This window comes from Gordonia sp. ALPHA1B1, assembly GCF_005502615.1.
GTDB lineage: Bacteria > Actinomycetota > Actinomycetes > Mycobacteriales > Mycobacteriaceae > Gordonia > Gordonia hongkongensis.
This window is the reverse complement of record NZ_SCOC01000037.1, coordinates 1-21,921: the sequence shown is the minus strand read 5'-3', so window position 1 is coordinate 21,921 and position 21,921 is coordinate 1. Positions and strand designations below refer to the sequence as shown.

20 protein-coding genes and 1 pseudogene are annotated in these 21,921 nt (G+C 68.7%); 3 read left to right on the top strand and 18 right to left on the bottom strand.

The window, feature by feature from the left end; all coding sequences use genetic code 11:
* Nucleotides 1–30 precede the first annotated feature (30 nt).
* The 6 genes from FFS52_RS19500 to raiA form a co-directional block, all read right to left on the bottom strand.
* Nucleotides 31–1,146, bottom strand: a complete 1,116-nt coding sequence (locus FFS52_RS19500) for a ferredoxin reductase (RefSeq protein WP_137810660.1) — start codon at nucleotides 1,144–1,146, stop codon at nucleotides 31–33.
* A gap of 76 nt (nucleotides 1,147–1,222) precedes the next feature.
* Nucleotides 1,223–1,789 (bottom strand): hypothetical protein, encoded by a 567-nt coding sequence (locus tag FFS52_RS19495; RefSeq protein WP_058251938.1) that lies wholly within the window; start codon nucleotides 1,787–1,789, stop codon nucleotides 1,223–1,225.
* A gap of 66 nt (nucleotides 1,790–1,855) precedes the next feature.
* Nucleotides 1,856–3,346 carry a wax ester/triacylglycerol synthase domain-containing protein gene (locus tag FFS52_RS19490; RefSeq protein ID WP_065631847.1) on the bottom strand — a complete coding sequence of 497 codons (1,491 nt, stop codon included), beginning with the start codon at nucleotides 3,344–3,346 and terminating at the stop codon, nucleotides 1,856–1,858.
* Nucleotides 3,347–3,401: 55 nt separating this feature from the next.
* Entirely contained in the window at nucleotides 3,402–3,923 is a 522-nt protein-coding gene (locus FFS52_RS19485; protein WP_349291571.1) for an Rv3235 family protein, read from the bottom strand.
* Between the two features lie 263 nt (nucleotides 3,924–4,186).
* A complete protein-coding gene (gene secA / locus FFS52_RS19480) occupies nucleotides 4,187–7,015 on the bottom strand; it encodes a preprotein translocase subunit SecA (protein ID WP_137810658.1) in 2,829 nt (942 codons plus the stop codon).
* 152 nt (nucleotides 7,016–7,167) lie between these two features.
* Nucleotides 7,168–7,989 carry a ribosome-associated translation inhibitor RaiA gene (gene raiA / locus FFS52_RS19475; RefSeq protein ID WP_068970071.1) on the bottom strand — a complete coding sequence of 274 codons (822 nt, stop codon included), beginning with the start codon at nucleotides 7,987–7,989 and terminating at the stop codon, nucleotides 7,168–7,170.
* 395 nt (nucleotides 7,990–8,384) lie between these two features.
* Between raiA and FFS52_RS19470 the strand changes: the two genes are divergently transcribed.
* Entirely contained in the window at nucleotides 8,385–9,014 is a 630-nt protein-coding gene (locus FFS52_RS19470; RefSeq protein WP_137810668.1) for a ComF family protein, read from the top strand.
* A gap of 17 nt (nucleotides 9,015–9,031) precedes the next feature.
* Here the strand turns inward: FFS52_RS19470 and lpqB are convergent, their stop codons facing one another.
* Genes lpqB through mtrA form a run of 3 tightly spaced genes read right to left on the bottom strand, consistent with a single transcriptional unit; the run spans nucleotide 9,032 to nucleotide 13,133 of the window.
* A complete protein-coding gene (lpqB, locus tag FFS52_RS19465; RefSeq protein WP_137810657.1) occupies nucleotides 9,032–10,780 on the bottom strand; it encodes an MtrAB system accessory lipoprotein LpqB in 1,749 nt (582 codons plus the stop codon).
* A complete protein-coding gene (gene mtrB, locus FFS52_RS19460; RefSeq protein ID WP_058251944.1) occupies nucleotides 10,777–12,450 on the bottom strand; it encodes an MtrAB system histidine kinase MtrB in 1,674 nt (557 codons plus the stop codon). The genes lpqB and mtrB overlap by 4 nt, the downstream gene beginning before the upstream one ends.
* Nucleotides 12,447–13,133, bottom strand: coding sequence for an MtrAB system response regulator MtrA (gene mtrA / locus FFS52_RS19455; RefSeq protein WP_091344371.1), 687 nt, complete (start codon nucleotides 13,131–13,133; stop codon nucleotides 12,447–12,449). The genes mtrB and mtrA overlap by 4 nt, the downstream gene beginning before the upstream one ends.
* A gap of 88 nt (nucleotides 13,134–13,221) precedes the next feature.
* Between mtrA and FFS52_RS19450 the strand changes: the two genes are divergently transcribed.
* Both FFS52_RS19450 and FFS52_RS23940 read left to right on the top strand, forming a co-directional pair.
* A complete protein-coding gene (locus tag FFS52_RS19450; RefSeq protein WP_137810656.1) occupies nucleotides 13,222–13,875 on the top strand; it encodes a dTMP kinase in 654 nt (217 codons plus the stop codon).
* A gap of 379 nt (nucleotides 13,876–14,254) precedes the next feature.
* Nucleotides 14,255–14,770, top strand: coding sequence for a hypothetical protein (locus FFS52_RS23940; protein WP_137811466.1), 516 nt, complete (start codon nucleotides 14,255–14,257; stop codon nucleotides 14,768–14,770).
* Nucleotides 14,771–14,850: 80 nt separating this feature from the next.
* Here FFS52_RS23940 and ahcY read toward each other — a convergent pair whose 3' ends face one another.
* From ahcY to FFS52_RS19400, 9 genes and pseudogenes are all read right to left on the bottom strand, one after another.
* The gene (gene ahcY, locus FFS52_RS19440; RefSeq protein WP_058251947.1) at nucleotides 14,851–16,320 is read right to left on the bottom strand and encodes an adenosylhomocysteinase; all 1,470 of its coding nucleotides are present in this window, start codon (nucleotides 16,318–16,320) and stop codon (nucleotides 14,851–14,853) included.
* Between the two features lie 108 nt (nucleotides 16,321–16,428).
* Nucleotides 16,429–16,608: a methionine/alanine import family NSS transporter small subunit gene (locus FFS52_RS19435; RefSeq protein WP_058251948.1), complete on the bottom strand. Its 180-nt coding sequence runs from the start codon at nucleotides 16,606–16,608 to the stop codon at nucleotides 16,429–16,431.
* Nucleotides 16,605–18,182 (bottom strand): sodium-dependent transporter, encoded by a 1,578-nt coding sequence (locus tag FFS52_RS19430; protein WP_137810654.1) that lies wholly within the window; start codon nucleotides 18,180–18,182, stop codon nucleotides 16,605–16,607. Before FFS52_RS19430 ends, FFS52_RS19435 begins: the two co-directional genes overlap by 4 nt.
* A 188-nt stretch (nucleotides 18,183–18,370) precedes the next feature.
* On the bottom strand, nucleotides 18,371–18,673 hold the full coding sequence (locus FFS52_RS19425) for a WXG100 family type VII secretion target (RefSeq protein ID WP_058251950.1): 303 nt from the start codon (nucleotides 18,671–18,673) through the stop codon (nucleotides 18,371–18,373).
* Between the two features lie 46 nt (nucleotides 18,674–18,719).
* Nucleotides 18,720–19,043 (bottom strand): WXG100 family type VII secretion target, encoded by a 324-nt coding sequence (locus FFS52_RS19420; RefSeq protein ID WP_014927790.1) that lies wholly within the window; start codon nucleotides 19,041–19,043, stop codon nucleotides 18,720–18,722.
* A 118-nt stretch (nucleotides 19,044–19,161) separates the two neighbouring features.
* Nucleotides 19,162–19,992: an ESX secretion-associated protein EspG gene (locus FFS52_RS19415; RefSeq protein ID WP_058251951.1), complete on the bottom strand. Its 831-nt coding sequence runs from the start codon at nucleotides 19,990–19,992 to the stop codon at nucleotides 19,162–19,164.
* Nucleotides 19,989–21,044 (bottom strand): PPE domain-containing protein, encoded by a 1,056-nt coding sequence (locus FFS52_RS19410; protein ID WP_058251952.1) that lies wholly within the window; start codon nucleotides 21,042–21,044, stop codon nucleotides 19,989–19,991. The genes FFS52_RS19415 and FFS52_RS19410 overlap by 4 nt, the downstream gene beginning before the upstream one ends.
* A 77-nt stretch (nucleotides 21,045–21,121) precedes the next feature.
* Nucleotides 21,122–21,433 (bottom strand): PE family protein, encoded by a 312-nt coding sequence (locus tag FFS52_RS19405; protein ID WP_137810653.1) that lies wholly within the window; start codon nucleotides 21,431–21,433, stop codon nucleotides 21,122–21,124.
* Nucleotides 21,430–21,840 (bottom strand): annotated as a pseudogene (locus FFS52_RS19400) (hypothetical protein); the annotation flags it as partial. The gene FFS52_RS19405 and the pseudogene FFS52_RS19400, both read right to left, overlap by 4 nt.
* Between the last annotated feature and the right edge of the window lie 81 nt (nucleotides 21,841–21,921).

The window sequence follows — 21,921 nt, the reverse complement described above, 5'->3', positions numbered from 1 at the left end:
CGCGCGAGCCACACGAGACGAAGACGCTGCTCAGACGGCGAGGGTGCAGTCCCCCGCCGCGGCGGAAACACAGGTCTGGATGCGCTCGCCCTCGACGTGTTCGACGCCCGAACGCAGGTCGCGCACGCATCCCTTGTCGAGCATGACCACGCAGCTCTGGCAGATCCCCATCCGGCATCCGAACGGCATCATCGCGCCCGCGGTCTCCCCCGCCTCGAGCAACGTGGTCGCACCGTCGACGACCGCCGACTTCCCGGACCGCGAGAACGTGACGGTGCCGCCCTGGGCCCCGACGACGCCGCGTTCGAGGGCGAACCGCTCGATGTGCAACTGCTCGGTCAGGTGCGCCTCCGCGTAGAGGCGCTGCAGGCCGTCGAGGAACCCGGCGGGTCCGCACGCCCAGGTCTGACGTTCGCGCCAGTCGGCGCAGAGGGACGGCAGCACGTCGGGAGTGATCTGCCCGTCGGTTCGCGTGTACTGCACGTGCAGGTCGACGACGCCGCTGTCCGCCAGGTCCCGGAGTTCGTCGGCGAAGAGCAGATCGGCCGGCGTGGGCGTCGAGTGCACGAGTGTGATGTCGGTGCGCTGGTCGCGGTGTCGTGCGGTGCGCAGCATCGAGATGATGGGCGTGAGTCCGCTTCCGGCGGTCACGAAGAGAACCTTCGCCGGCAACGGGTCCGGCAGCACGAACTCCCCGCGCGGTGCGGCGAGCCGGACGACCGTGCCGGGCCGGAGACCGTTGACCAGGTGACTGGACAAGAAGCCCTCGGGCATCGCCTTGACCGTGATCGAGATCGTCTTGTCGTTCGCCGACGAGTCGGGGGTCGAGGTCAGCGAATAGGAACGCCACGCCCAGCGGCCCTCCATCAGGACGCCGATGCCGATGTACTGACCCGGGGCGTAGTCGAACGAGAAGCCCCAACCGGGCCGGATGCGGATCGTCGCGGTGTCCTCGGTCTCCTTGGTCACCGAGACGACCTTGCCCCGCAGCTCGCGGGCCGACCACAACGGATTCGCCAGGTGGAGATAGTCGTCGGGCAGGAGCGGCGTCGTGATCCGGGTGAGCGCGGCGCGGGCCCACTGCGAGCCGCGGCTGCGGGCCGCGACGCCGGAAACCGGTTCCTCGAACCTCTCGAGCAAACCCATCTCACTTACCGCCTTCGACGTCGGGGAACGTGTCGGAGCCACCATAACCTACGCAACCGTAGGTTAGTGGTTCGGTTCAGAGCAGCTCGAGGAGGAACGGCAGTTCCTGAGTCGCGTACCACGCGAGATCGAAGTCCTCGACGTCGCCGACCGCGAGTTCGGCATCGAGGTCACCCATGTCGGCGGCGTCGATGACCACCACGGCCGCACGGACCTTCGGCTCCGCCTCGGCGACGTCGACATGCACCGACGCGATCGCCGACACCGGGACGGGCCCGGCGATCTTGACCACCGCGTCGTCCAGGTCGGGACGCAGTGTCACGTCCTCCACGTCGGCCGCGACGACCACGCGCCGGGGCGGCAGACGCGGGGTGTCCGCGGAGTCGGTGACCGCCTCGTCGGCGACCAGTTCGGACTCGGACTCGCGGTCGCCGGCCTCCGGGGCCTCCCCGGCGAGCAGGCGCAACGACGCACGCGCGGCCTCGCGCAGCGCGACTTCGGACAGCTCCTCGTCGTCCCCGGAGACGAAGGCCTCACGCAGCGCGGGCGTCAGGGCGAATCCCGTGCCGCCCAGCGGACGGAACTCGCCGTCGGTATCGAGCCGCAACAGCATCGCCAACGTCGCCGGCAGGTACACCCTCATTCGTCAACTACTCCCGTTCGGCCAGCGGTGGGGCTGGGTCAGCTCTTCTGGGTCAGCTCTTCTGGGTCAACTCTTCTGGGTCAACTCTTCGTGGGACTCGAAGACGTAGTCGGCCATCGCGGGCAGATCGGCGATGACTCCGCGGTCGGCGACGAAGGCGAAGTGCAGATGGTCACGGTACTCGACGACGCTGATCGCCAGCGCACGCTGCGACACGAGGGTGGGAATCGAGAAGACCTGGCGCACCGGTGCGCCGAGGACGAAACGGTCCGGCACCGGCGACGTGCTCATCGCCACCGGCACGTTGTACGCACGGCTGTTCAGCGACCGGAACGCCCGAGAGCTGATCTCCGGGAACGGCACCACACCCAGTTCGGGGAAGAGCGGGCTGGGACCGAGAGTCATCCGGCGCGGCGACTGCGCATATCGGTCGGCCAGGCCGGCCACCTGCGCCAGCCGAACGGCCGGATTACTCTCCCCCACCGGCAGATCGGTGACGAAACTCGGTTTGCCGACCCCGATCCACCCGGGTTCCGGCTCGGCCGTGCGCTCGACACCCGGGTCGCGTGCTGACAGCGGCACGACGACCCGCACGGTGTCGGCAGGGACCTCGGCCGGATCGAACGACAGCATCCACTTGCGCATGACGCCGGAGATGATGGCCAGCTCGACGTCGTTGATGGTGCAACCGTGATGCTCGGCGACCTTTGCGCAGCCCCGTCGCGGCAGTGCGACGGTGGTGAAGGACCGGGTGGTGGTGCCCGCGTTGTTCAACGGACTGCGTGGCGCCGAATCGGTCAGTTGCGACACCACGTCCCCCACGCGCCGCACGGTCGTGCCGACGGCGGACCGCATCTCGGACACGATTCCGTTGCCGTGGAGCACCGTGTCCACGAGGTCGCCCGGACGCGCGAGCGCCTCGGCGAGGGCACCGGCGACGAGATGGGTGCCGCCCGGCGGCCTGCCCGGCATCCACAACTCCTCCGGCAGCGGTTCCGCTGTCTCGGTGTCGTCGCAGATGACCTCACTGATCTCCCGGCTGCCCGCATCATCGATGAGGCATCGGTGCGACTTGGTCAGGATCGCGAGTCGGCCGTCGGCGAGACCCTCGATGAGATACATCTCCCAGAGCGGTCGCGTGCGGTCGAGCGGCCGCGACATCACCCGGGCGACGAGTTCGTCGACGTCGACGGCTCCACCGGGCCGCGGCAGACCCGCGCGACGGATGTGGAAGTTGATGTCGAAGTCGGGGTCGTCGACCCAGACCGGGCGCGCGAGCCCGAGCGTCACCTCGCGGACGACCTGGCGATACCGCGGGATGAGTTGAAGGCGGTTCTCGACCAGCGAGACCAGACCCGCGTAGTCGAGCGTCGACTGCCGGGACGCTCGCCTGGCCGCGTCGGACGCTTCGGATCCGGTGTCGCCCGGTTCGGCGTTCTCCGAGGTCGCCTGCGCGGCCGCGGGATCGACGATCAGCAACGCCCCGAGGTGGGTCGTGGACCGCGAATCGTCGAGGAAGTAGTACATCGCGTCGCGGGGCGACAGACGGGTGACCACGACGCCGATCGTAGCCGTCGACGCGGATTTCCGTGGTCTGCGCAGGAGCTACCCGTCAGCCGAACTCGAGGGCCACCAGCTGCCACCGGTATTCCACTCGACCCAACGATCGCCGGCCTGGGTCCGCGGCGCCACGGACCCGGATCGGCTTGCGCTCGATGCGGCCCGCGAACGCCCGGGTCCGCCCACCCCCCTCGTACGAGCCGAACACTTCTGCGGCGCTGGGATCGCACACCTGGACGTGCACGCGCCGCAGCACATTCCCGGTCGACATCTGCGCCACCGGCGTCGATACGGTCCCCGGCGTCCCGGTTCCGGTCGACTCCGGAATCCGAAAGGCGTCGTGCCGGACGAGGGCTGCGACCTGGTCGGCGATCGCCGGCGACACGACGTCGCCGAGGTGCGCGACCGAGCGACGCCGATCGACCACCTCGAACAGCAGCCGGGACATCGCAACGGTGAAGCGGCGGGCCTCGGCCGCGGCGACCGCGGTCTTGCGCGCCGAACCGGCACCCGGAGCCGACCCCGGGAACGGCCGGATGGCCGTCGGAGTCGCGAGGCCGTGCGGTGCTGCCACCACCGGACCGGCGGGCTCGTACGGCGGCGCCGGACGAACCCGGACCCGCGGTGTCTGCTGCGACGGCCGCGATCCGTGCGGCCGCGACGTGCTCGTGGGTGCGAGTTCAGGACCCGCCAGGAGTGGACGCATGGGATTTGGACGCACGGGGCGGCGTCCCGGTTCCATCGAATCCGAGAAAAACGTCGACGGTCGGTCCCGGACATCTCCGGGACCGACCGTCGGCGGTCACTGCTGGTGGCGGCACCCGCTTGGGGCGCCGGTCAGCGGCGCTGCTTCTTGGACTTCGGCGGCTTCGGCCGGGACCCCTTGGTGGTGGCGCGGGCCGCGGCGCGGCGCTCGCGACGGCTGGCGGATTCCGCGGCGCCCGAGAGCTCCTCCTCCCCGGAGTGCACGACCGTACCGCCGCCCTCGCCCGGGCCCGAGTATGTGACCGCCGCGTCCGCCGACTGAGTCGGGGCCCGCAGGGCGGCCGGGGCCTGAGCACCGGAGTCGGCGGCCGGAGCGGGAGCGGGCACCGGTGCCGGGGCACCCGCGCCCACGGCCGCGCGCAGGTCGGCAGCACTCGGGAGCGGTTGCTCGGCCGCCGGCTGCTGTGTCTGCACCTGCGCGTTGAACAGGATGCTCAGCGTCTCTTCCTTCAAGCCCTCGAGCATGCCGTGGAACATGTCGAAGCCCTCGCGCTGGTACTCGACGACCGGGTCACGCTGGGCCATCGAACGCAGGTGGATGCCCTCGCGCAGGTAGTCCATCTCGTACAGGTGGTCGCGCCACTTGCGGTCGAGCACGCTCAGCAACACGCTCCGTTCGAGCTGTCGCATCGCGCCCTCGCCGGCGATCGCGTCGATCTGCTTCTCACGGGTGTCGTACGCGGCGCGCGCGTCGGCGACGAGCTTCTCGCGCAGCTCGTCGGCCGAGATGTCATCGCGCTCACCGTATTCGGACTCACCGACGACATCCTTCGGATCGAGCTCGATCGGGTACAGCGCACGCAGTGCGGTCCACAGCTCGTCGAGATCCCAGTCCTCGGCGTAACCCTCGGCGGTCGCACCGTCGACGTAGGCCCCGACGACGTCGGAGACCATCTGCTTGACCTGCTCGTGGTGATCCTCGCCCTCGAGGATGGTGCGGCGCTCGGCGTAGATGACCTTGCGCTGCTCGTTCATCACCTCGTCGTACTTGAGCACGTTCTTGCGCATCTCGAAGTTCTGCTGCTCGACCTGCGTCTGCGCGCTGCGGATCGCCTTGGTCACCATCTTCGCCTCGATGGGGACGTCGTCGGGCAGCCGGTTCATGATCGCCTCGAGCGCACCGCCGTTGAATCGACGCATGAGCTCGTCGGCGACCGACAGGTAGAACCGCGACTCACCCGGGTCGCCCTGGCGGCCGGAACGGCCGCGCAGCTGGTTGTCGATACGGCGTGACTCGTGGCGTTCGGTGCCCAGCACGTACAGACCGCCGGCTGCGCGGACCTCCTCGGCCTCCTTCGCGGCGTCGGTGCGGGCGACCTCGATGGCCTCGTCCCACGCGGCCTCGTACTCGTCGGGGGTCTGCACCGGGTCGAGACCGGCCTTGCGAAGCCGGGTGTCGGCGATGATGTCGGGGTTGCCGCCGAGCACGACGTCGGTACCGCGACCGGCCATGTTGGTGGCCACGGTGACCGCGCCGAGCCGACCCGCCTCGGCGATGATCTGCGCTTCCTGCTCGTGGAACTTCGCATTCAGGACGCTGTGCGGGATCTCGCGCTTCTTGAGCTGGCGGGAGAGGTATTCCGAACGCTCGACGCTGGTCGTACCGATCAGGACGGGCTGACCCGTCGCATGGCGCTCGGTGACGTCGTCGACGACCGCGGCGAACTTCGCCTCCTCGGTCTTGTAGATCAGGTCACCCTGGTCCTTGCGGATCATCGGCTTGTTGGTCGGGATCGGCAGCACCCCGAGCTTGTAGATCTGGTCGAACTCGGCGGCCTCGGTCTCGGCGGTACCGGTCATCCCGGACAGCTTCTCGTAGAGGCGGAAGTAGTTCTGCAGTGTGATCGTGGCGAGCGTCTGGTTCTCGGCCTTGATCTCGACGCCCTCTTTCGCCTCGATGGCCTGGTGCAGGCCCTCGTTGAAGCGACGCCCGTCGAGCACGCGGCCGGTGAACTCGTCGACGATCATGACGTTGCCGTTGCGGACGATGTAGTCCTTGTCGCGCTGGAACAGCTCCTTGACCTTGATCGCGTTGTTCAGGTAGCTGACCAGGGGCGAGTTGGCGGCCTCGTAGAGGTTGTCGATGCCGAGGCGGTCCTCGACGAACTCGACGCCGGCCTCGTGGACACCGACGGTCTTCTTCTTGATGTCGACCTCGTAGTGCACGTCGCGCTCGAGCAGCGGGGCGATCCGCGCGAACTCGGTGTACCACTTGCTCGACCCCTCGGCGGGGCCGGAGATGATCAACGGGGTACGGGCCTCGTCGACGAGGATCGAGTCGACCTCGTCGACGATCGCGTACGAGTGGCCGCGCTGGACGAGGTCCTCGAGCGAGTGCGCCATGTTGTCGCGCAGGTAGTCGAAGCCGAATTCGTTGTTCGTGCCGTAGGTGATGTCGGCGGCGTAGGCCTCGCGCCGCGCGGCCGAGCTCATGCCGGTGAGGATGACGGCGGTGTCGAGACCGAGGAACCGGTGCACGCGGCCCATCCACTCGGAGTCGCGCTTGGCCAGGTAGTCGTTGACGGTGACCACGTGCACGCCGTCGCCGGAGAGCGCGTTGAGGTAGGCCGGGAGCACACAGGTGAGCGTCTTGCCCTCACCGGTCTTCATCTCGGCGATGTTCCCGTAGTGCAGCGCGGCCCCGCCCATGATCTGCACGTGAAAGTGCTTCTGGTCGAGCACTCGCCACGCCGCCTCGCGGGCGACCGCGAAGGCCTCGGGCAGCAGCTCGTCGAGCGACGCCCCGTCGGCGATGCGCTCTTTGAACTCGTCTGTCTTGGCACGCAACTCGGCGTCGGTCAACGCCTCGACGTCATCGGACAGCGTCTCGACGTGCGATGCGATCGCATCGAGTCGCTTGACCATGCGGCCTTCGCCGACACGCAACAGCTTGTTCAGCACCGTGGATCGAGTCCCTCACCTGTAGAAAACACACGGAATCCGGCCCGCGCGAACGCACAGACCGGATCCCATGGTACCGAGGTGAGCTGAGCAGACCCTGATCGGATCGTCGGACATCGACCGGATGACCGCCTGCGGGGCCCGCTCGGGCGTCAGGTCAACCTGATGAGCCCGTAGTCGAAGGCGTGGCGGCGATAGACGACGGACGCCTTGTCGGTCTCCTTGTCGTGGAACAGGAAGAAGTCGTGGCCGACCAGTTCCATCTCGTAGAGCGCGTCGTCGACGGTCATCGGCACGGCCGTGTGCTCCTTCACGCGGACGATCTGACCGGGTGTGTATTCCTCCACGCCGTCGTCCCACCGTTCGGCGGAGTCGGCCGCCGTCGAGTTCGGATCACCGACGAAACCGTCCACGGAGAGCTGGTTGTCGCGGAGGGGCGGCGCACCGATCTCGGTGGCTTCGGCGACCGAGAGCGGCCGACGGTTGCCGTGATGGACGCGGCGGCGGTCCTTGACGCGGCGCAGCCGGGACTCGACCTTGTCGAGCGCGTGTTCGAGGGCGGCGTAGAAGTTCTCGCCGCAGGCCTGCGCCCGGACGATCGGCCCCTTGCCCGTCGCGGTGATCTCCACCTGTTGACAGACCTTGGACTGTCTCCGGTTGCGCTCGTGGTTCAGCTCGACGTCGAATCGGTAGATGGTCGGATCGAATCGCTCGAGGCGAGCGAGTTTGTCGCCGACGTAGATGCGGTAGTGGTCGGGGATCTCGACGTTGCGGCCGCTGAACACGACCTTCGCGGTGGGTTCGGCCGGCTCGTCGGCGTCCACCGTTCCCGGTGGGCGGACGAAGGCGAATTCCGGATCGTAGGAATCGTTCTCGGTTGATCGGCGGTCGGGCGCGGGACCCTCCTCCACGGTCGGCCGTGGGTCGGCGGTCTTCGGTTCGCGCTGGCCTTTGCGGTGGATGACTGTGGACATTCAACTACCTCCTGAATTGTCCCGAAGCCGATTGAATCGCCGTGATCTGTTGTCGCACTGGCGATTCGAACGGCACCGAGGATGTGTCCATGTCAGCTGACAGCTGACACTCAAAGACAGGGGCATCACCTCCCGGCAAAAGCGGTCGTGGCCGGCACACCTCGACGGCCTCCGGCAACCTGCTGTACCCCCGACCGTAGCCGCAAGTTCCGGTATCGGCCACGTTTTGCGGCGCGGCGTCGGCATGTCGGGACGAACGGGCACGAGATCCTCCCGCGAGCACCCGTGCCCCGGTTGTGCACACCCTCGCCCACCGCCCCGCACACCTGTGCGAGGTGCACTACCGTCGGCGCGTGACGTGGCGCCGGGAGGTCTTCGAGGCGGGAGCCGATCTGATGTTCCCGATGGTCTGCGGCGGGTGCGGTCGCCCAGGTACCCGGTGGTGCCGACGATGCGAGCGCGCGTTGTCCGACGCCCCCATCGCGGCCCACCCTCGGGTCGCGCCCGGCGTCCCGGTCTGGGCGCTGGGCCGGTACCGCGGTCCGCATCGGCAGGCGATCATCGCGCTCAAGGAACACGACCGTCGCGATCTCGCCCGGCCCCTCGGCACCGCCCTCGCGCTCGGTGTCCGCGTGCTGGCCCGGTGGGGTGAGCTCCCCGACGCCGAACGGCTGCTCCTGATCCCGGCACCGACCCGCCGGATGACGGCGCGGCGGCGCGGCGGGGACCCCGTCACGGCGGTGGCGGCGAACGCGGCGCCCGCACTGGGCCGACGGGTACGGGTCGCACCGCTGCTGGTGACGTCGGCGACGGCACGGGACTCCGCCGGACTCGACGCCCGGGCCCGCGCCCGGAATCTACGCGGCGCCGTCCGGCTGCGCTCCGGCGCCGTCCCGGCCCCCGGGGCGAGCGCGATCCTGGTCGACGACGTGCTGACGACCGGCGCAACCGTGACCGAATCGGTGCGCGTGCTCGCCGAGAACGGCGTCGACGTCGCGGCGGTCGTCGTGCTCGCAGCTGCCTGACGGTAGCGGCTCGGATTTCAGGGCAGGACCGGGATCGCGCCCTCGATCATCGCCGGCTCGACCTCGGTCCAGTACTGGTCGGGTTGGCCGTTGCTGCTGCCGAGTCGCAGCACACCGCGCTGATCGCCCACGTAGATCGTCGAGGCGTTGGCGACCACCGCCCGCACCGGCGGTGACACGTTGCCGCTCAGCAGGCCAACCGCCGGGGTGCCGTCGATCGACAGTTGCACGACCGGCGACTCGGGTGCCTCGCGCGCGATCATCAGCGTCGTCGGCGACGCCCAGTCCACCGAGACCGCGCGGTTGCCGATGTTGTAGGCCGCGATCCGCGGGCTGGTCAGCGAGACCTGGCCCTCGGTGTTGGTCGACAGCACCGCGAAGACGATCTGTCCGCCGACCACCAGTGCGGTGCGCACACCGTCCGGGGCCACCTGCATCTCGGTGATCGCGCCTCGCGCGACCGTCGGGATCGCCGAAGCCTCGACGGGCACGGTGGCGGTGCCGTCGTCGTCGCGTTGCCATTGGATCGGTTTGCCGTCGACGACGACCCACACGGTGTTCTCGTCGGAGCCGAACGACGGCCGGGTGATCGACGACCCGCCGACGATCGGTCCGACGTCGCCGCCGTAGTCGCCGATCACCAGTTCGAGCCTGCGCTCGGGTCCGGACAGACTCCGGACCGCGGCCACCCGCGCCCCGTTGTCGGAGATGGTCGCCGACCGCAGATCGCGCGCCGACCCGAGCGGCCCCTGCACCGGCACGGTCGCGGTGTCGGTCACCGCTCGCAACGCGCCGCCCGTGACGATGTTGAGCCCGACATCGGTGGTGGGCACAGAGTTCGGATCGAAGGCCCGCACGTCGGTGGTCTGCCATCCGGAGGCGCGTTCGGCGGCCAGCGGCGCGCCGTCGGCGTCGATGACGTAGGGCCCGGATATGTCGGCGCCGTCGAGCGTCCAGATGATCTGCGCCGCCAGCAGGTTGCGATCCCGCGCGGGGGCGCTCCCGATGCCGTCGAGATCCACACGTACGCCGCCGCCGGCGAGGCCGACGACCGGACCCCGCAGTGCGGCTCCATTGGGGAAACCGCTGTCCACTGCCGCCGCGAGGTCCGACGCGGGTCCCGCGATCAACCGGTTCACCAGCACGGTCGGGTCGGTCGCCTGTCCCGCGTAGAGCCAGCGCGGGTCGGGGACGAGCCGGCGCCCGGTGCGGTCGCTGTAGTACAGCGAGACCGGCCGGTAGGTGCTGTCGAACTGGTCCCGGTCGATCATCGTGCCGTTCGGCAGGGGCCCGTCGATGCGCCACTGGTCTCCCGAGCGGGTGAGGCTGATGCTGGTCTCGACCCGTCCCGAGGCCGGCAGCAGCTGACCGTCGGACTTGAGGGTCCCGACGTTGTCGCCGATGAGCCGCATCCGCACCGAGTCCTCGTTGCGTTGGTCGACGAAGGTGTTGATCTCGTCGACGATCAGCGCGTCGCCGCGGTCGTCCCACTGCTGCGAGGCGACCGAGGTCAGGAAGGCGCGCGCCGACCGATGCGCCGAGTCGGGATCGACGGTGGACTTGAGGAAGGCCCGCACCAGGGCCTCGGGATCCATGTCGGCCTGGGGCACCGGGACGGCGTTGGTCGCGCCCTCCCGTTCGAACGATTTGATCGGCTGGGGAGACGAGTCGTTGGGGATCGCCCCGCACGCGGTGACCAGCAGCAGCGCCGCGATGCCGAGCGCCAGCGCCAGGACGGCGCGGCCGGACCGGGATGACCGCATCATTCGGCACCCGCTCCCGGGCCCGCGGCGCGCCCACCCGTCCTGGGCGCGGATGTGCGCTGCAGGGTGCCCACCGACTTCAGGGGCAGCGGCGAACCGAGGACCTTGTGCCCGCGCACGAGCGGCAACGTCAACCGGAAGCACGCGCCCTTGCCCGGTTCACCCCACGCCTCGAGGCGCCCCTGGTGCAGGCGGGCGTCCTCGATGCTGATGGCCAGGCCGAGGCCGGTACCGCCCGAACGCCGGAATCGCGACGGGTCGGATCGCCAGAACCGGTTGAACACCAGCTTCTCCTCCCCCGGCCGCAGTCCGATGCCCTGATCGCGCACGGTGATGGCCACCGCGTCACCATCCGAACGCATGGTGAGCGTCACCGGTTTCCGTTCGCCGTGATCGATGGCGTTGGCGAGCAGGTTCCGCAGGATGCGTTCGACGCGACGCGGATCGATCTCGGCCAGGACGGGTTCGGCCGGGAGATCGAGGACGAGCTCGGTGCCGGTCTCCTCGGCGAGGTGACCGACGGTGGCCAGGGCACCGTCGATCGGGATGGCCATGTCCATCCGCTCGGCGGCCAGTTCGGCCATGCCGGCGTCGTGACGCGAGATCTCCAGGAGCTCGTTGAGCAACGTCTCGAAGCGGTCGAGTTCCTTGTCCAGCAATTCCACCGACCGCTTGCGGACCGGGTCGAGATCCTCGCGGCCCTCGTAGAGCACGTCGGAGGCCATCCGCACGGTGGTCAGCGGTGTGCGCAGTTCGTGGCTGACGTCGGAGGTGAACTGCCGCTGCAGTCCGCCGAACTCCTCGAGATGGGTGATCTGCTTGGACAGGCTCTCGGCCATGTCGTTGAAGGACATCGCGAGCCGGGCCATGTCGTCCTCACCGCGGACCGGCATTCGCTCCTTCAGCCGGCCGTCGGCGAACCGCACCGCGATCCGCGACGCCGACCGCACCGGGATGACGACCTGACGCGACACGAGCCACGCGATCGCGGCCAGCAGACCGAGCAGCACGATGCTGCCCGTCAGCAGCGTGCCGCGGACGAGGTCGAGCGTGTTCTGTTCCGCCGTCAGCGGGAACACCAGGTACAACTCGAGGCCGGGCACCGAGGCGTTCGTGGGACTGCCGACGATCAGCGCCGGCGCCCGACCCCCCGTCCCGTCGGGGACCTGGGTGTACTGGTATGCCACCTGACCGCCGCGGACCATGTCCCGCAGGTTCGACGGCACCTCGGCCGTCGGCCCGACGCCGCTCGCGACCCCGTTGTCGGAGCCGCCCGGTACCAGCAGGACGGTGTCAAAGGCACCGACGGCACCCGACGCCTGCCCGGTGTCGGCGTCCCGGTCGGTGAGCAGGGACCGCGTCTGACGCAAACGGTTCTGGACGGACATGTTGCCCGCGCCGCTCGACAGATCGCGCTCCACCGAGATGCGGGCGCGATCGATCTCCTCGGTCGCCGCCGCCAGCTTGACGTCGAGCAACCGGTCGGTGATCTGGGTGACGAGGACGAAGCCGAGAATGAGGAGAACGACGACCGACAGCACCAACGTGGACACCACGACCCGCAACTGCAGCGAGCGCCGCCAGATGTGCCCGAAGGCACGTCCGACAGCGCCGGCGGTGCGGGTGAAGCGTCCGAGAGTGCTGTTGACCCGTCGTCGAGATCGACCGATCACGGCGGGCCGGCCTTGTAGCCGACCCCCCTCACCGTCAGGACGACCTCGGGATTCTCCGGGTCGGTTTCGACCTTGGCGCGTAACCGCTGGACATGCACGTTGACGAGTCTAGTGTCCGCCGGGTGCCGGTATCCCCACACCTGTTCGAGGAGGACATCGCGGGTGAACACCTGACGGGGCTTGCGCGCGAGCGCGACGAGCAGGTCGAACTCGAGCGGGGTCAGCGAGATCGGCACGCCATCGCGGGTGACCTTGTGGGCGGGCACGTCGATCTCCACCGGGCCGATCGACAGCAGCTCGGCCGGTTCCTCGTCGGTCCGGCGCAGGCGCGCACGCACCCGGGCGACCAGCTCCTTCGGCTTGAACGGTTTGACCATGTAGTCATCGGCGCCGGATTCCAGGCCCAGCACCACATCGACGGTGTCGGACTTCGCCGTCAGCATCACGATGGGCACACCTGAATCGGCACGCAGCACACGGCAGACGTCGATGCCGTTCATGCCGGGCAGCATGAGGTCGAGAAGCACCAGATCGGGACGGATCTCCCGGACCGCAGTCAGAGCCTGTGTGCCGTCGCCCACCACGAAGGGCTCGAAACCCTCGCCGCGCAACACGATCGTCAGCATCTCGGCGAGTGCGGCGTCGTCGTCGACGACGAGGATGCGGGGTTTCATGTTGTCAATGGTGACATCACCGTGATGAAACCGTGGTGATCGACGCGCCGGGACGGACGTTCTGACCCGTTTGGTTTAACCACCTAGACTCCCCGCCGTGGGTCAATTGATAGCCGTGGAAGGACTCGACGGCGCCGGCAAGAACACCTTGGTCACCGGTCTGATCGACCGATGGTCAGCGGCCGGACTCCGGGTCGCGACGTTCACCTTCCCCCGCTACGGCCGGTCGGCGACCGCCGACATCGCGGCCGAAGCGCTCCACGGTTCGCACGGTGACCTACGCGACAGCGTGTACGCGATGGCACTGCTGTTCGCGCTCGACCGGGCCGGAGCGGTCGAGGACATCCACGCCGCCACCGAAGCCCACGACATCGTGATCCTGGACCGCTATGTCGCGTCCAACGCCGCCTACAACGCCGCACGTCTGGAGCAGGGCGCCGGCGGTGAGATGGTGCGGTGGGTCGTCGACCTCGAGTTCGGCCGATTCGACATGCCGGTCCCCGATCGTCATGTCCTGCTCGGGGTGTCACCGGAGGTCGCGATGCAGCGTGCGGCGTCGCGCGCCGACCAGGACGCGGCGCGAGCCCGGGACGCCTACGAACGCGACGACGCCCTGCAGCGCCGGGTCGACGCCGTCTACCGCGAACTCGCGGGGGACGGTTGGATGTCGCCCTGGTACCTGTTCGACGGCGAGGATGTCGCGGGCCTGGCCGACGACCTCCGTACCGACCGAACAGCACCGACCGAATGACGCGTCCGATGACCTCGCGGCGCCCTTTCGATAGCCTTGGACCACCGATTCTGAAGGGCGTTTCATGACCTATCAGCCACCGCCACCAGGTGGTGGACCGCCGCCGTACGGTCCGCCGGGCCCCGGCCGGCCGGGCCCGGGTCCTCAGGGTTCGGGCCCGCCGGGTCCCGGCAGGCAGGGCCCCGGTCAACAGGGTCCCGGTCAGCAGTACGGCCCGGGTCGGCAACCAGTGCCCGGTCCGCATCGCCCGGGGGGATACGGCCCTCCGCCCGCCCCGTACGGCCGCCCCCCGTTCGCCCCGGGACAGTACGGTCCCTCCGCGCCCGGGACTCCCGGCTTCGGAGGCCCGCCCGGCCCGCCGCCGCGTGGCAACACCGGGGTGATCGTCGCCTGGGTGCTCGGCGGCGTCGCGATCGTCGCGGTGATAGCCCTGGTGCTCACGGTGGTGGTGACCAGATCGTCGTCGGACGACACCGTGGTCGCCGGTTCGTCGAGCGCGACATCGGGCCCGACCTCCGCCTCCGACGACCCGTCGCCGAGTGAGAGCGGGTCGGAGCCGGGATCGACCGACTACACCGCCCTTTCCGAGATCCGGGCGGCGTTGCTCGCCTACATCACCGCCCGCAACGAGCGCGACGTCGCGCGCATGCGCGCCGCGGTGTGCACCCAGTCCCGAGACCGGATCACCGGCGTACCCCCTGCCGACGGCGGAGACATCGTTCTCGACGGCTTCCTCGACACGGTCTTCGACGGCGACGTCGCCCAGTCCGAGGTCGTGTCCCACCTCGAGAAGGGCACGGAGAGAACGGCATCGGAGAAGTCGAACGAGCGCTTCCTCAAGGAGGAGGGTTCGTGGATCTACTGCCCCGACGCCGAACCCGACATCGGAACCTGACTTCGGGAACCCGGCTTTCGAACCCCCGGTCATAGAAAAGGAGCCCCACCGAGGTGGGGCTCCTTTTCTATGCCGATCGATCAGTAGCGGTAGTGCTCGGGCTTGTACGGCCCCTCGACATCGACGTTGATGTACTCGGCCTGCTCCTTGGTGAGCTTGGTGAGCTTGCCGCCGAGCGCCTCCACGTGGATGCGGGCCACCTTCTCGTCGAGGTGCTTGGGCAGGCGGTAGACCTCGTTGTCGTACTCGTCGTTCTTCGTCCACAGTTCGATCTGCGCGATGACCTGGTTCGAGAAGCTGTTGCTCATGACGAACGAGGGGTGACCGGTCGCGTTGCCGAGGTTGAGCAGACGGCCTTCGGAGAGCACGATGATCGACTTGCCGTTCTCGAAGATCCACTGGTCGACCTGCGGCTTGACGGTGATGCGCTTGGCACCCGACCGCTCGAGGCCGGCCATGTCGATCTCGTTGTCGAAGTGGCCGATGTTGCCCAGGATCGCCTGGTGCTTCATCGCCCGCATGTGCTCGAGGGTGATGATGCCGAGGTTGCCGGTCGAGGTGATGACGATGTCGGCGTTGCCGATCGCGTCCTCAACGGTGACGACGTCGAAGCCGTCCATCAGCGCCTGCAGCGCGTTGATCGGATCGATCTCGGTGACCTGGACGCGGGCGCCCTGGCCGGCCAGCGACTCCGCGCATCCCTTGCCGACGTCGCCGTAGCCGCAGATCAGCACCTTCTTGCCGCCGATGAGGACATCGGTGCCGCGGTTGATGCCGTCGATCAGCGAGTGGCGGGTCCCATACTTGTTGTCGAACTTCGACTTGGTGACCGAGTCGTTGACGTTGATCGCCGGGAACGCGAGGTCGCCGGCGGCGGCGAACTGGTACAGCCGCAGCACACCGGTGGTGGTCTCCTCGGTGACGCCCTGGACCGACTCGGCGATCGCGGTCCACTTGCCCTTGTCCGTCTCGAACCGCTTGCGCAGCAGCTCGAGGAACACCTTGTACTCGGCGGGGTGGTCGTCCTCCGCGGGCGGGACCACGCCGGCCTTCTCGAACTCGGCACCGCGGAGCACCAGCATGGTGGCGTCCCCGCCGTCGTCGAGGATCATGTTCGCCGGTTCACCGGGCCAGGTCAGCATCTCCTCGGCCGCCCACCAGTACTCCTCCAGGGTCTCGCCCTTCCAGGCGAAGACCGGCACACCCTTCGGCTCGTCCGGCGTGCCGTTGGGCCCGACGACGATCGCCGCGGCCGCGTGATCCTGGGTGGAGAAGATGTTGCACGACGCCCATCGCACCTCGGCGCCGAGCGCGGTGAGGGTCTCGATGAGGACCGCGGTCTGCACGGTCATGTGCAGCGAGCCGGAGATACGAGCTCCCTTGAGCGGCAGCACGTCCGCGTATTCGCGTCGAAGCGCCATGAGTCCGGGCATCTCGTGCTCGGCGAGCTCGATCTCCTTGCGGCCGAAGTCCGCGAGGGACAGGTCGGCCACCTTGTAGTCGATTCCGTTGCGGCTGTCGGCCTTCAGCTCGTCCTGAGCGGTCGTCACTTGATCCCCTTGTCGTTCGCGTCGGGCGCCCGTCGATGCAGGCGCGAATGCGTTCGACCCAGGCTAACCGAACGAGCGGGCGGTTCCGAGGGGCAGGTGCTCCGAGCCTCAGGTGTCGCGCGAAGGGTGGGGCCGGGCCGCGCGGTCGGCGTCCTCCCGGACCAGGTCCGGATCCTCCGCCAAGTCCTCCACCTCGGGCCGACGACGGAGGAACACGATGCTCGCGACGAGCCCACCCCACACGATGGTGATCGACACGATGAGCATGACGATGGCGATACCGCTCATCGGACGGTCTCCTTCGTGGACGGGCCGGAGGTGCGGCCGGTGTCGGCCAGCGGTGGCCACGGTAGGAAGTCCGGTTGATCCCGGCCCTTCCAGGACGGCAGGGTGAGCAGCACCGCAGCCACGACGATCAGCGCGATCGTGCCCCAGCCGAAGACGCCGAGGTACCACGTCGGGTATCCCTCGTATCCCTCGTCGATGACCGACCACACCTTCTGCACCAGCATGATCGTGAGGAAGATCGGCGCCACGACCCCGACGAGCGCCAGCCAGATCTTGCCGACCTTGAACGTCGAGACGGCGTTCAGGTGCTGGCGCAGCATGTCTCCGCGGCGGAGCACCCAGATGAGGATGACCGTCATCATGATCGCCGACGCGACGACGCCGACGTTGTTGGCGAACATGTCCACCGTGTCGAGGGCGATCAGGCCCGAGGTCGTGGAGAACAGGGCGATCGAGATCAGACCACAGATGCCGGAGACGCCGACCGCCGCCTTGGTGCGGCTGATGCCCCACTTGTCCTGGAGCGCACCGGACACACCGATCATCAGCGAGATGAGCGAGGTGAAGCCCGCGATCACGAGCGAGCCGAAGAACAGCGCCCCGAAGAACGCGGCGCCCGGCATCTCCGAGATGACGGCCGGGAACGTGACGAAGGACAGGATCGGACCGGTCAGACCCTCGAGATCCGAGACGGCCACCTGCTGCTGGTAGGCCAGGAAGCCGAGCGCCGAGAACACGCCGATGCCGGCGAGGATCTCGAACGAGGAGTTGGCGAACGCGACGACCAGACCCGAGCTGGTCATGTTGGCCCGGCGTCGCTGGAACGACGCATAGGCGATCATGATGCCGAACGCGATCGACAACGAGAAGAAGATCTGGCTGTAGGCCGCGATCCACACGTCGAGGTCCTTCAGCGCGGCCCACTGCGGGGTGAAGAGGGCGTTGAGCCCGTCGGCGGCGCCGGGCAGGGTGATTGCCCGGATCACCAGCCCGGTGAACCCGATGAACAGCAACGGGATGAACACGATGTTGACCTTCTCGATGCCGTTGGCGACACCGAGCGCCAGGACGGCCAGCACCGCGAGCCACACGATGACCAGGGGCAGTGCGACGCCGCCGACGACGGTCGTCGAGACACCCGGATCACCGACCTGGAGGTAGTCCTGGGTGAAGAAGGTCGCCGGGTCGTCGCCCCAGCTCTGGTTGAACGAGAAGAAGAAGTAGCTGGCGGCCCAGGCGATGACCGCCGCGTAGTAGACGCCGATGACGAACAGCAGACCGGTCTGGAACCAGCCCAGCGCCTCGACCGGCTTCTTGATGCGTCGGAACGACAGTGGTGCGGTGCCGCGGAAGCGGTGCCCGACCGCGTAGTCGAGGAACAGCACTGGAATGCCCGCGGTCAGCAGGGCGACCAGATACGGGATGAGGAACGCGCCGCCGCCGCTCTCGTACGCGACGCCCGGGAAGCGCCAGATGTTGCCGAGGCCCACTGCGGAACCGATTGCGGCGAAGATGAAGCCGGAGTTCCGGGTGAACTGCTCCCGACCACCTCCGACGGTCTTGGCAGATGCCACCGCTTACCTCCTCGTCGAGATCTGCGCCCTCGGGGTACGGGTGCCGCGAGGTCTGTAGACGTCGACGCTATCGCACGAAGCGGGACTCCCGCGGGCGTTGGCAGACGGCGCGCCCGAACGCGAACGGGGACCCCCGGCGCACGGCCGTGGGTCCCCGTCCTGACGTCGGGCTACGAGTCGGTCGGCGGTCAGACGAGACCGCGGAAACCCGTTCCGATCGCTGCGTCGGTGTCCTGCATGACACGGCTGGCGTTGCTCACACCCTGCTCCAGCGCGGTCAGCGAGTCACGGGACTGGGTGAAGATCCGATCGAAGGCGCCCTGCGCGTCGACGTAGGCGGCCTTGGCCTGCTGGGAGTTCCAGTTCCCGTCAAGGGCGGCGACCTGCGCCTTGAGCTGCGAGTTCAGGTCCTCGAGCCGGGTGAAGGCAGCCCGGAGGCCGCCGCTGAGATCGCCGAGAGCGGCGAAGTCGTAATTGATGGAGCCGTTCATGGTGGGTTCCTTTCGCAGAACGTGAGGTTCGGGATGCGGACCGGTGTCAGACGCTGGTGTTGAGTCCGCGCGCGGCAGCCGCGTCCTGGTCCTCGTAGCCGGCGAAGCCGTTGGTGAGCTGGGTCTTGATCTGCTCCAGCAGTTGGTTCATGGTCAGCGCGGCCTTGTTCCAGTCGGTGTGCGTGCCGTCGAACGCGACACCGGCCGAGCCCTGCCACGTGGGTGTGGCGTTTCCGGCGTGCTGGGCGATCTGGTTGATGACGGCCTTCATGTCCTCGACGAGACTGCCGACCTTGGCTGCGGTGGCCTGTCCGTCCGCGACGTTCACGGTGACGCCGGCGCCGCCGCCTGCTCCGGGCAAGTTCAGCATGAGTGCTCCTCCTGTGTAACGGCACCGTTTGGCGATGCCCCCGTTGGTATCCGTGACACAGATACCCCTGACAGTTGATTCCCGCGGCGGTCTGTTCCGCGGAATCCCCCGATGCGGATCATGGCATCCATTTCCCGTCGGGCAGGGTCTCTATCAACAGGCTGACCGCCTGTGCGATTCGATGACCCGTTCCCGGCGAGAAGGTGGTCCACACCCGACCGTCCGGGGACTTGCTGGGACTGGACACGATTCGACCCCGTTCGGTGTCGAAAATCGCGACAGCTCCAGAAGATTGAGCGAATCGTCCGTCCTCGTTCATCGAGGCGACGACCTCGGTGCGGGTCCGGCACGACGCGAACCCTGCCGAGACGACGACGGCATCGGCCGGTGCGGCGCCGAGCGCGTGCAGGGCGTCGGTCGTCTCGGTGCCGGCCCGACAACGGCCGAGCCGGTCGACGACCTCGTCGGACGGAGCCGAGAAGGCCGTGAATTCAGCCGGCTCCGCGGCGGATTCGAGAGCGTCGAACTGAGCCCGCACGACCGCGGCGAGGGCCTCGACGTCGGCGACATCGACGACCGTGACGTCGACGCGACGGCCCGTCCGCGTCACGAGTACGTGGTCGTGGCCGTTGCGCGCCACACAGATTCGGCGAACCGCGTCGTCAGTGTAGGAGCGGATCTCGATCTCGCGCTGCGGTTGCGCCAGCACCCGTAGCACCGTCGACGCCCACGGTGTGGGCTCACCGTGCTCGACGAGTTCGAGCGCCGCGATCACCGCGTCGGGGTCGGCTTGGGTGACGTTGGCGGAGTCATTCCCGGTGTCGGACTCCGCGGCAACGTTCCCGAGGTCGAGGACGACCGGCCAGGTCTGGACTCCGAAACGTTCGCCGAGCCGGCACAGGACTGCGGCATCGAACGTCATCCCGGCGTCGTGCACGATCGGCATCATCGGCGTTCACCCGGGTTGCCGAGCATCAGCGTCTCCGATAGGTAGCGCGGATCGACGTCGGGCATTCCGTGCCCGTCTGGCGCCGAGACATAATGCGCAGCAGGACGATCCGACGTGGCCAGCTCGGCCCAGGTCGTCTGTTCCGTGGATTCGGTCGCCACCGAGGGCGGAGGGTCGGACGAGTCCAGTTCGGCGGCGTCGGCGCCGACGGTGCGGACGACCGAACCGCGGTCCGCCGTGGCGACACCCGGGGCCACCGGCGGCGGTACGCCGGGGCCGGTCACGGGGGCCGACGCCCCCGGAGCGCCGCCGGACGTCGTGGCGGCGACCTGCGATGGTCCGCTCGCGACGATCGTCGGTGCGTACTTCAGCTTCTCGGGCGGCGGCAGGAACACTCCCCCGATGCCCGCGGGCATCGCCGCACCCAGAGGCGCGGCCGGCGCCGGGGTCGGAGGTGGCGCGGCCGCGCGGGCCGCCGCCGCCCGCTCGGCGGCGAGCGCGTCACCGGACACGAGCCCCGGTGCGGGTTTCGCCGATTCCCACGGCGCGGCAACAGGTTCGGTGGCATTCTCGTACGTCTGCATCACACGGGCAGCCCGCATTCGCTGGTGCGCGACCGCACGCTCGGCCTGGGCGGCCGCACCGGCGATGATCGGTGCGACCGCGGTGGCGGTGGTTGCGATCTCGTGCAGTTTCTCGACGACGTCGACCTCGGCGAGGTCGGGCATGTTCAACCGCGCGACCGTGATCGCCGCGGCCTGGGCTTCGGCGCGTGTGGCATTCTCGGCCGCCTCGGTCGCGACTTCGGCGAACCACGGGGCCAGCCGGGTCAGCTTCTCGAAAGCCGCACTGGTGTGGGCGGACTGCCAATGCGCCCCCAGGCGTGCCAGCACGGCGGCGTATTCGACACCGGCTTCCCCGACCTCCGCGGCAAGAGCGGCCCAGGCCAGGCCCGCTTCCGCCAGCGGCGCGGGCCCGGGACCGGCGCCGAGGTCGGCGGCGAGCTGTTCGGTCGGACGGGTGTCCCAGTTGACTCCGGTGAAGCCGATCACGAGCGCCTCCCTTCGATGCCGGCGGGTTGTGGATGTGCGAGCGGAATGATGTTGCTATGCAGGGGGTTCGCGCTCTCCTACAACGCCACGCGGAAGGCGTCCGACGCCTCGGCATCACCCTCGATGAAGCCGGCGGCCTGCGCGCGGAGTACGGCGGCGATCTTCCGCATCTCCAGAACTCCCGTCGCCGTGTCCGTTTCGAACTTCTCGGCTACCGTCGTGAAACTCTCGGCAGCTGCGGTCGAGACCTCATCGCGACCCTGCGCGGCCACGGGCAACGCCCGACCGGCGGCGGTGAGCGCGTGTTCCAGGCGGTCGGCGATCCGGTCGAGGTCGCTTGCCGCCGAGATCAGTTCGGCGGGTTCGACGCGGAGTTGCGAGTTGCTCATACTTCCTCGTTTCGTTTCGGACCGGGCACGCCCAGTCGCAGTTCGATGTCCGGGCTGGGATCGGCTTCGGCGGCTTCCTCATGACCGATGACGGCTGGAGCGACCTCAGGCGACTCACCGACCACGCGACGGCCGTTGTCCTCGGTGACGAGATAGTCGGGTACCGAATGCTGGTCGTCCGCGGCGCCCGCGCCGCGCGCACCGGCGGCACCCATCGGGGCACCGCCCATCGGTGCGCCACCCATCGGCATAGCGGCGGGCGCCGTCACGGGCCTGGCGGTCGTCGATGCACCGAGGGCGGGTTCGCCGAGGTTGAAGTTCGTCGGGACGGTCGGTCGAGAAGCGCCCAGCGGCGTCGCTATTCCGCCCACGCCTCCGATGCCGGGACTGCCACCGCTGCAGCCACCGAACCTGGACATGTTCATCAAACCGATGACCGATCTGCTGGGTGGTTTCGGCACCGGTGATCTCTCGGGTGGCGGATTCGA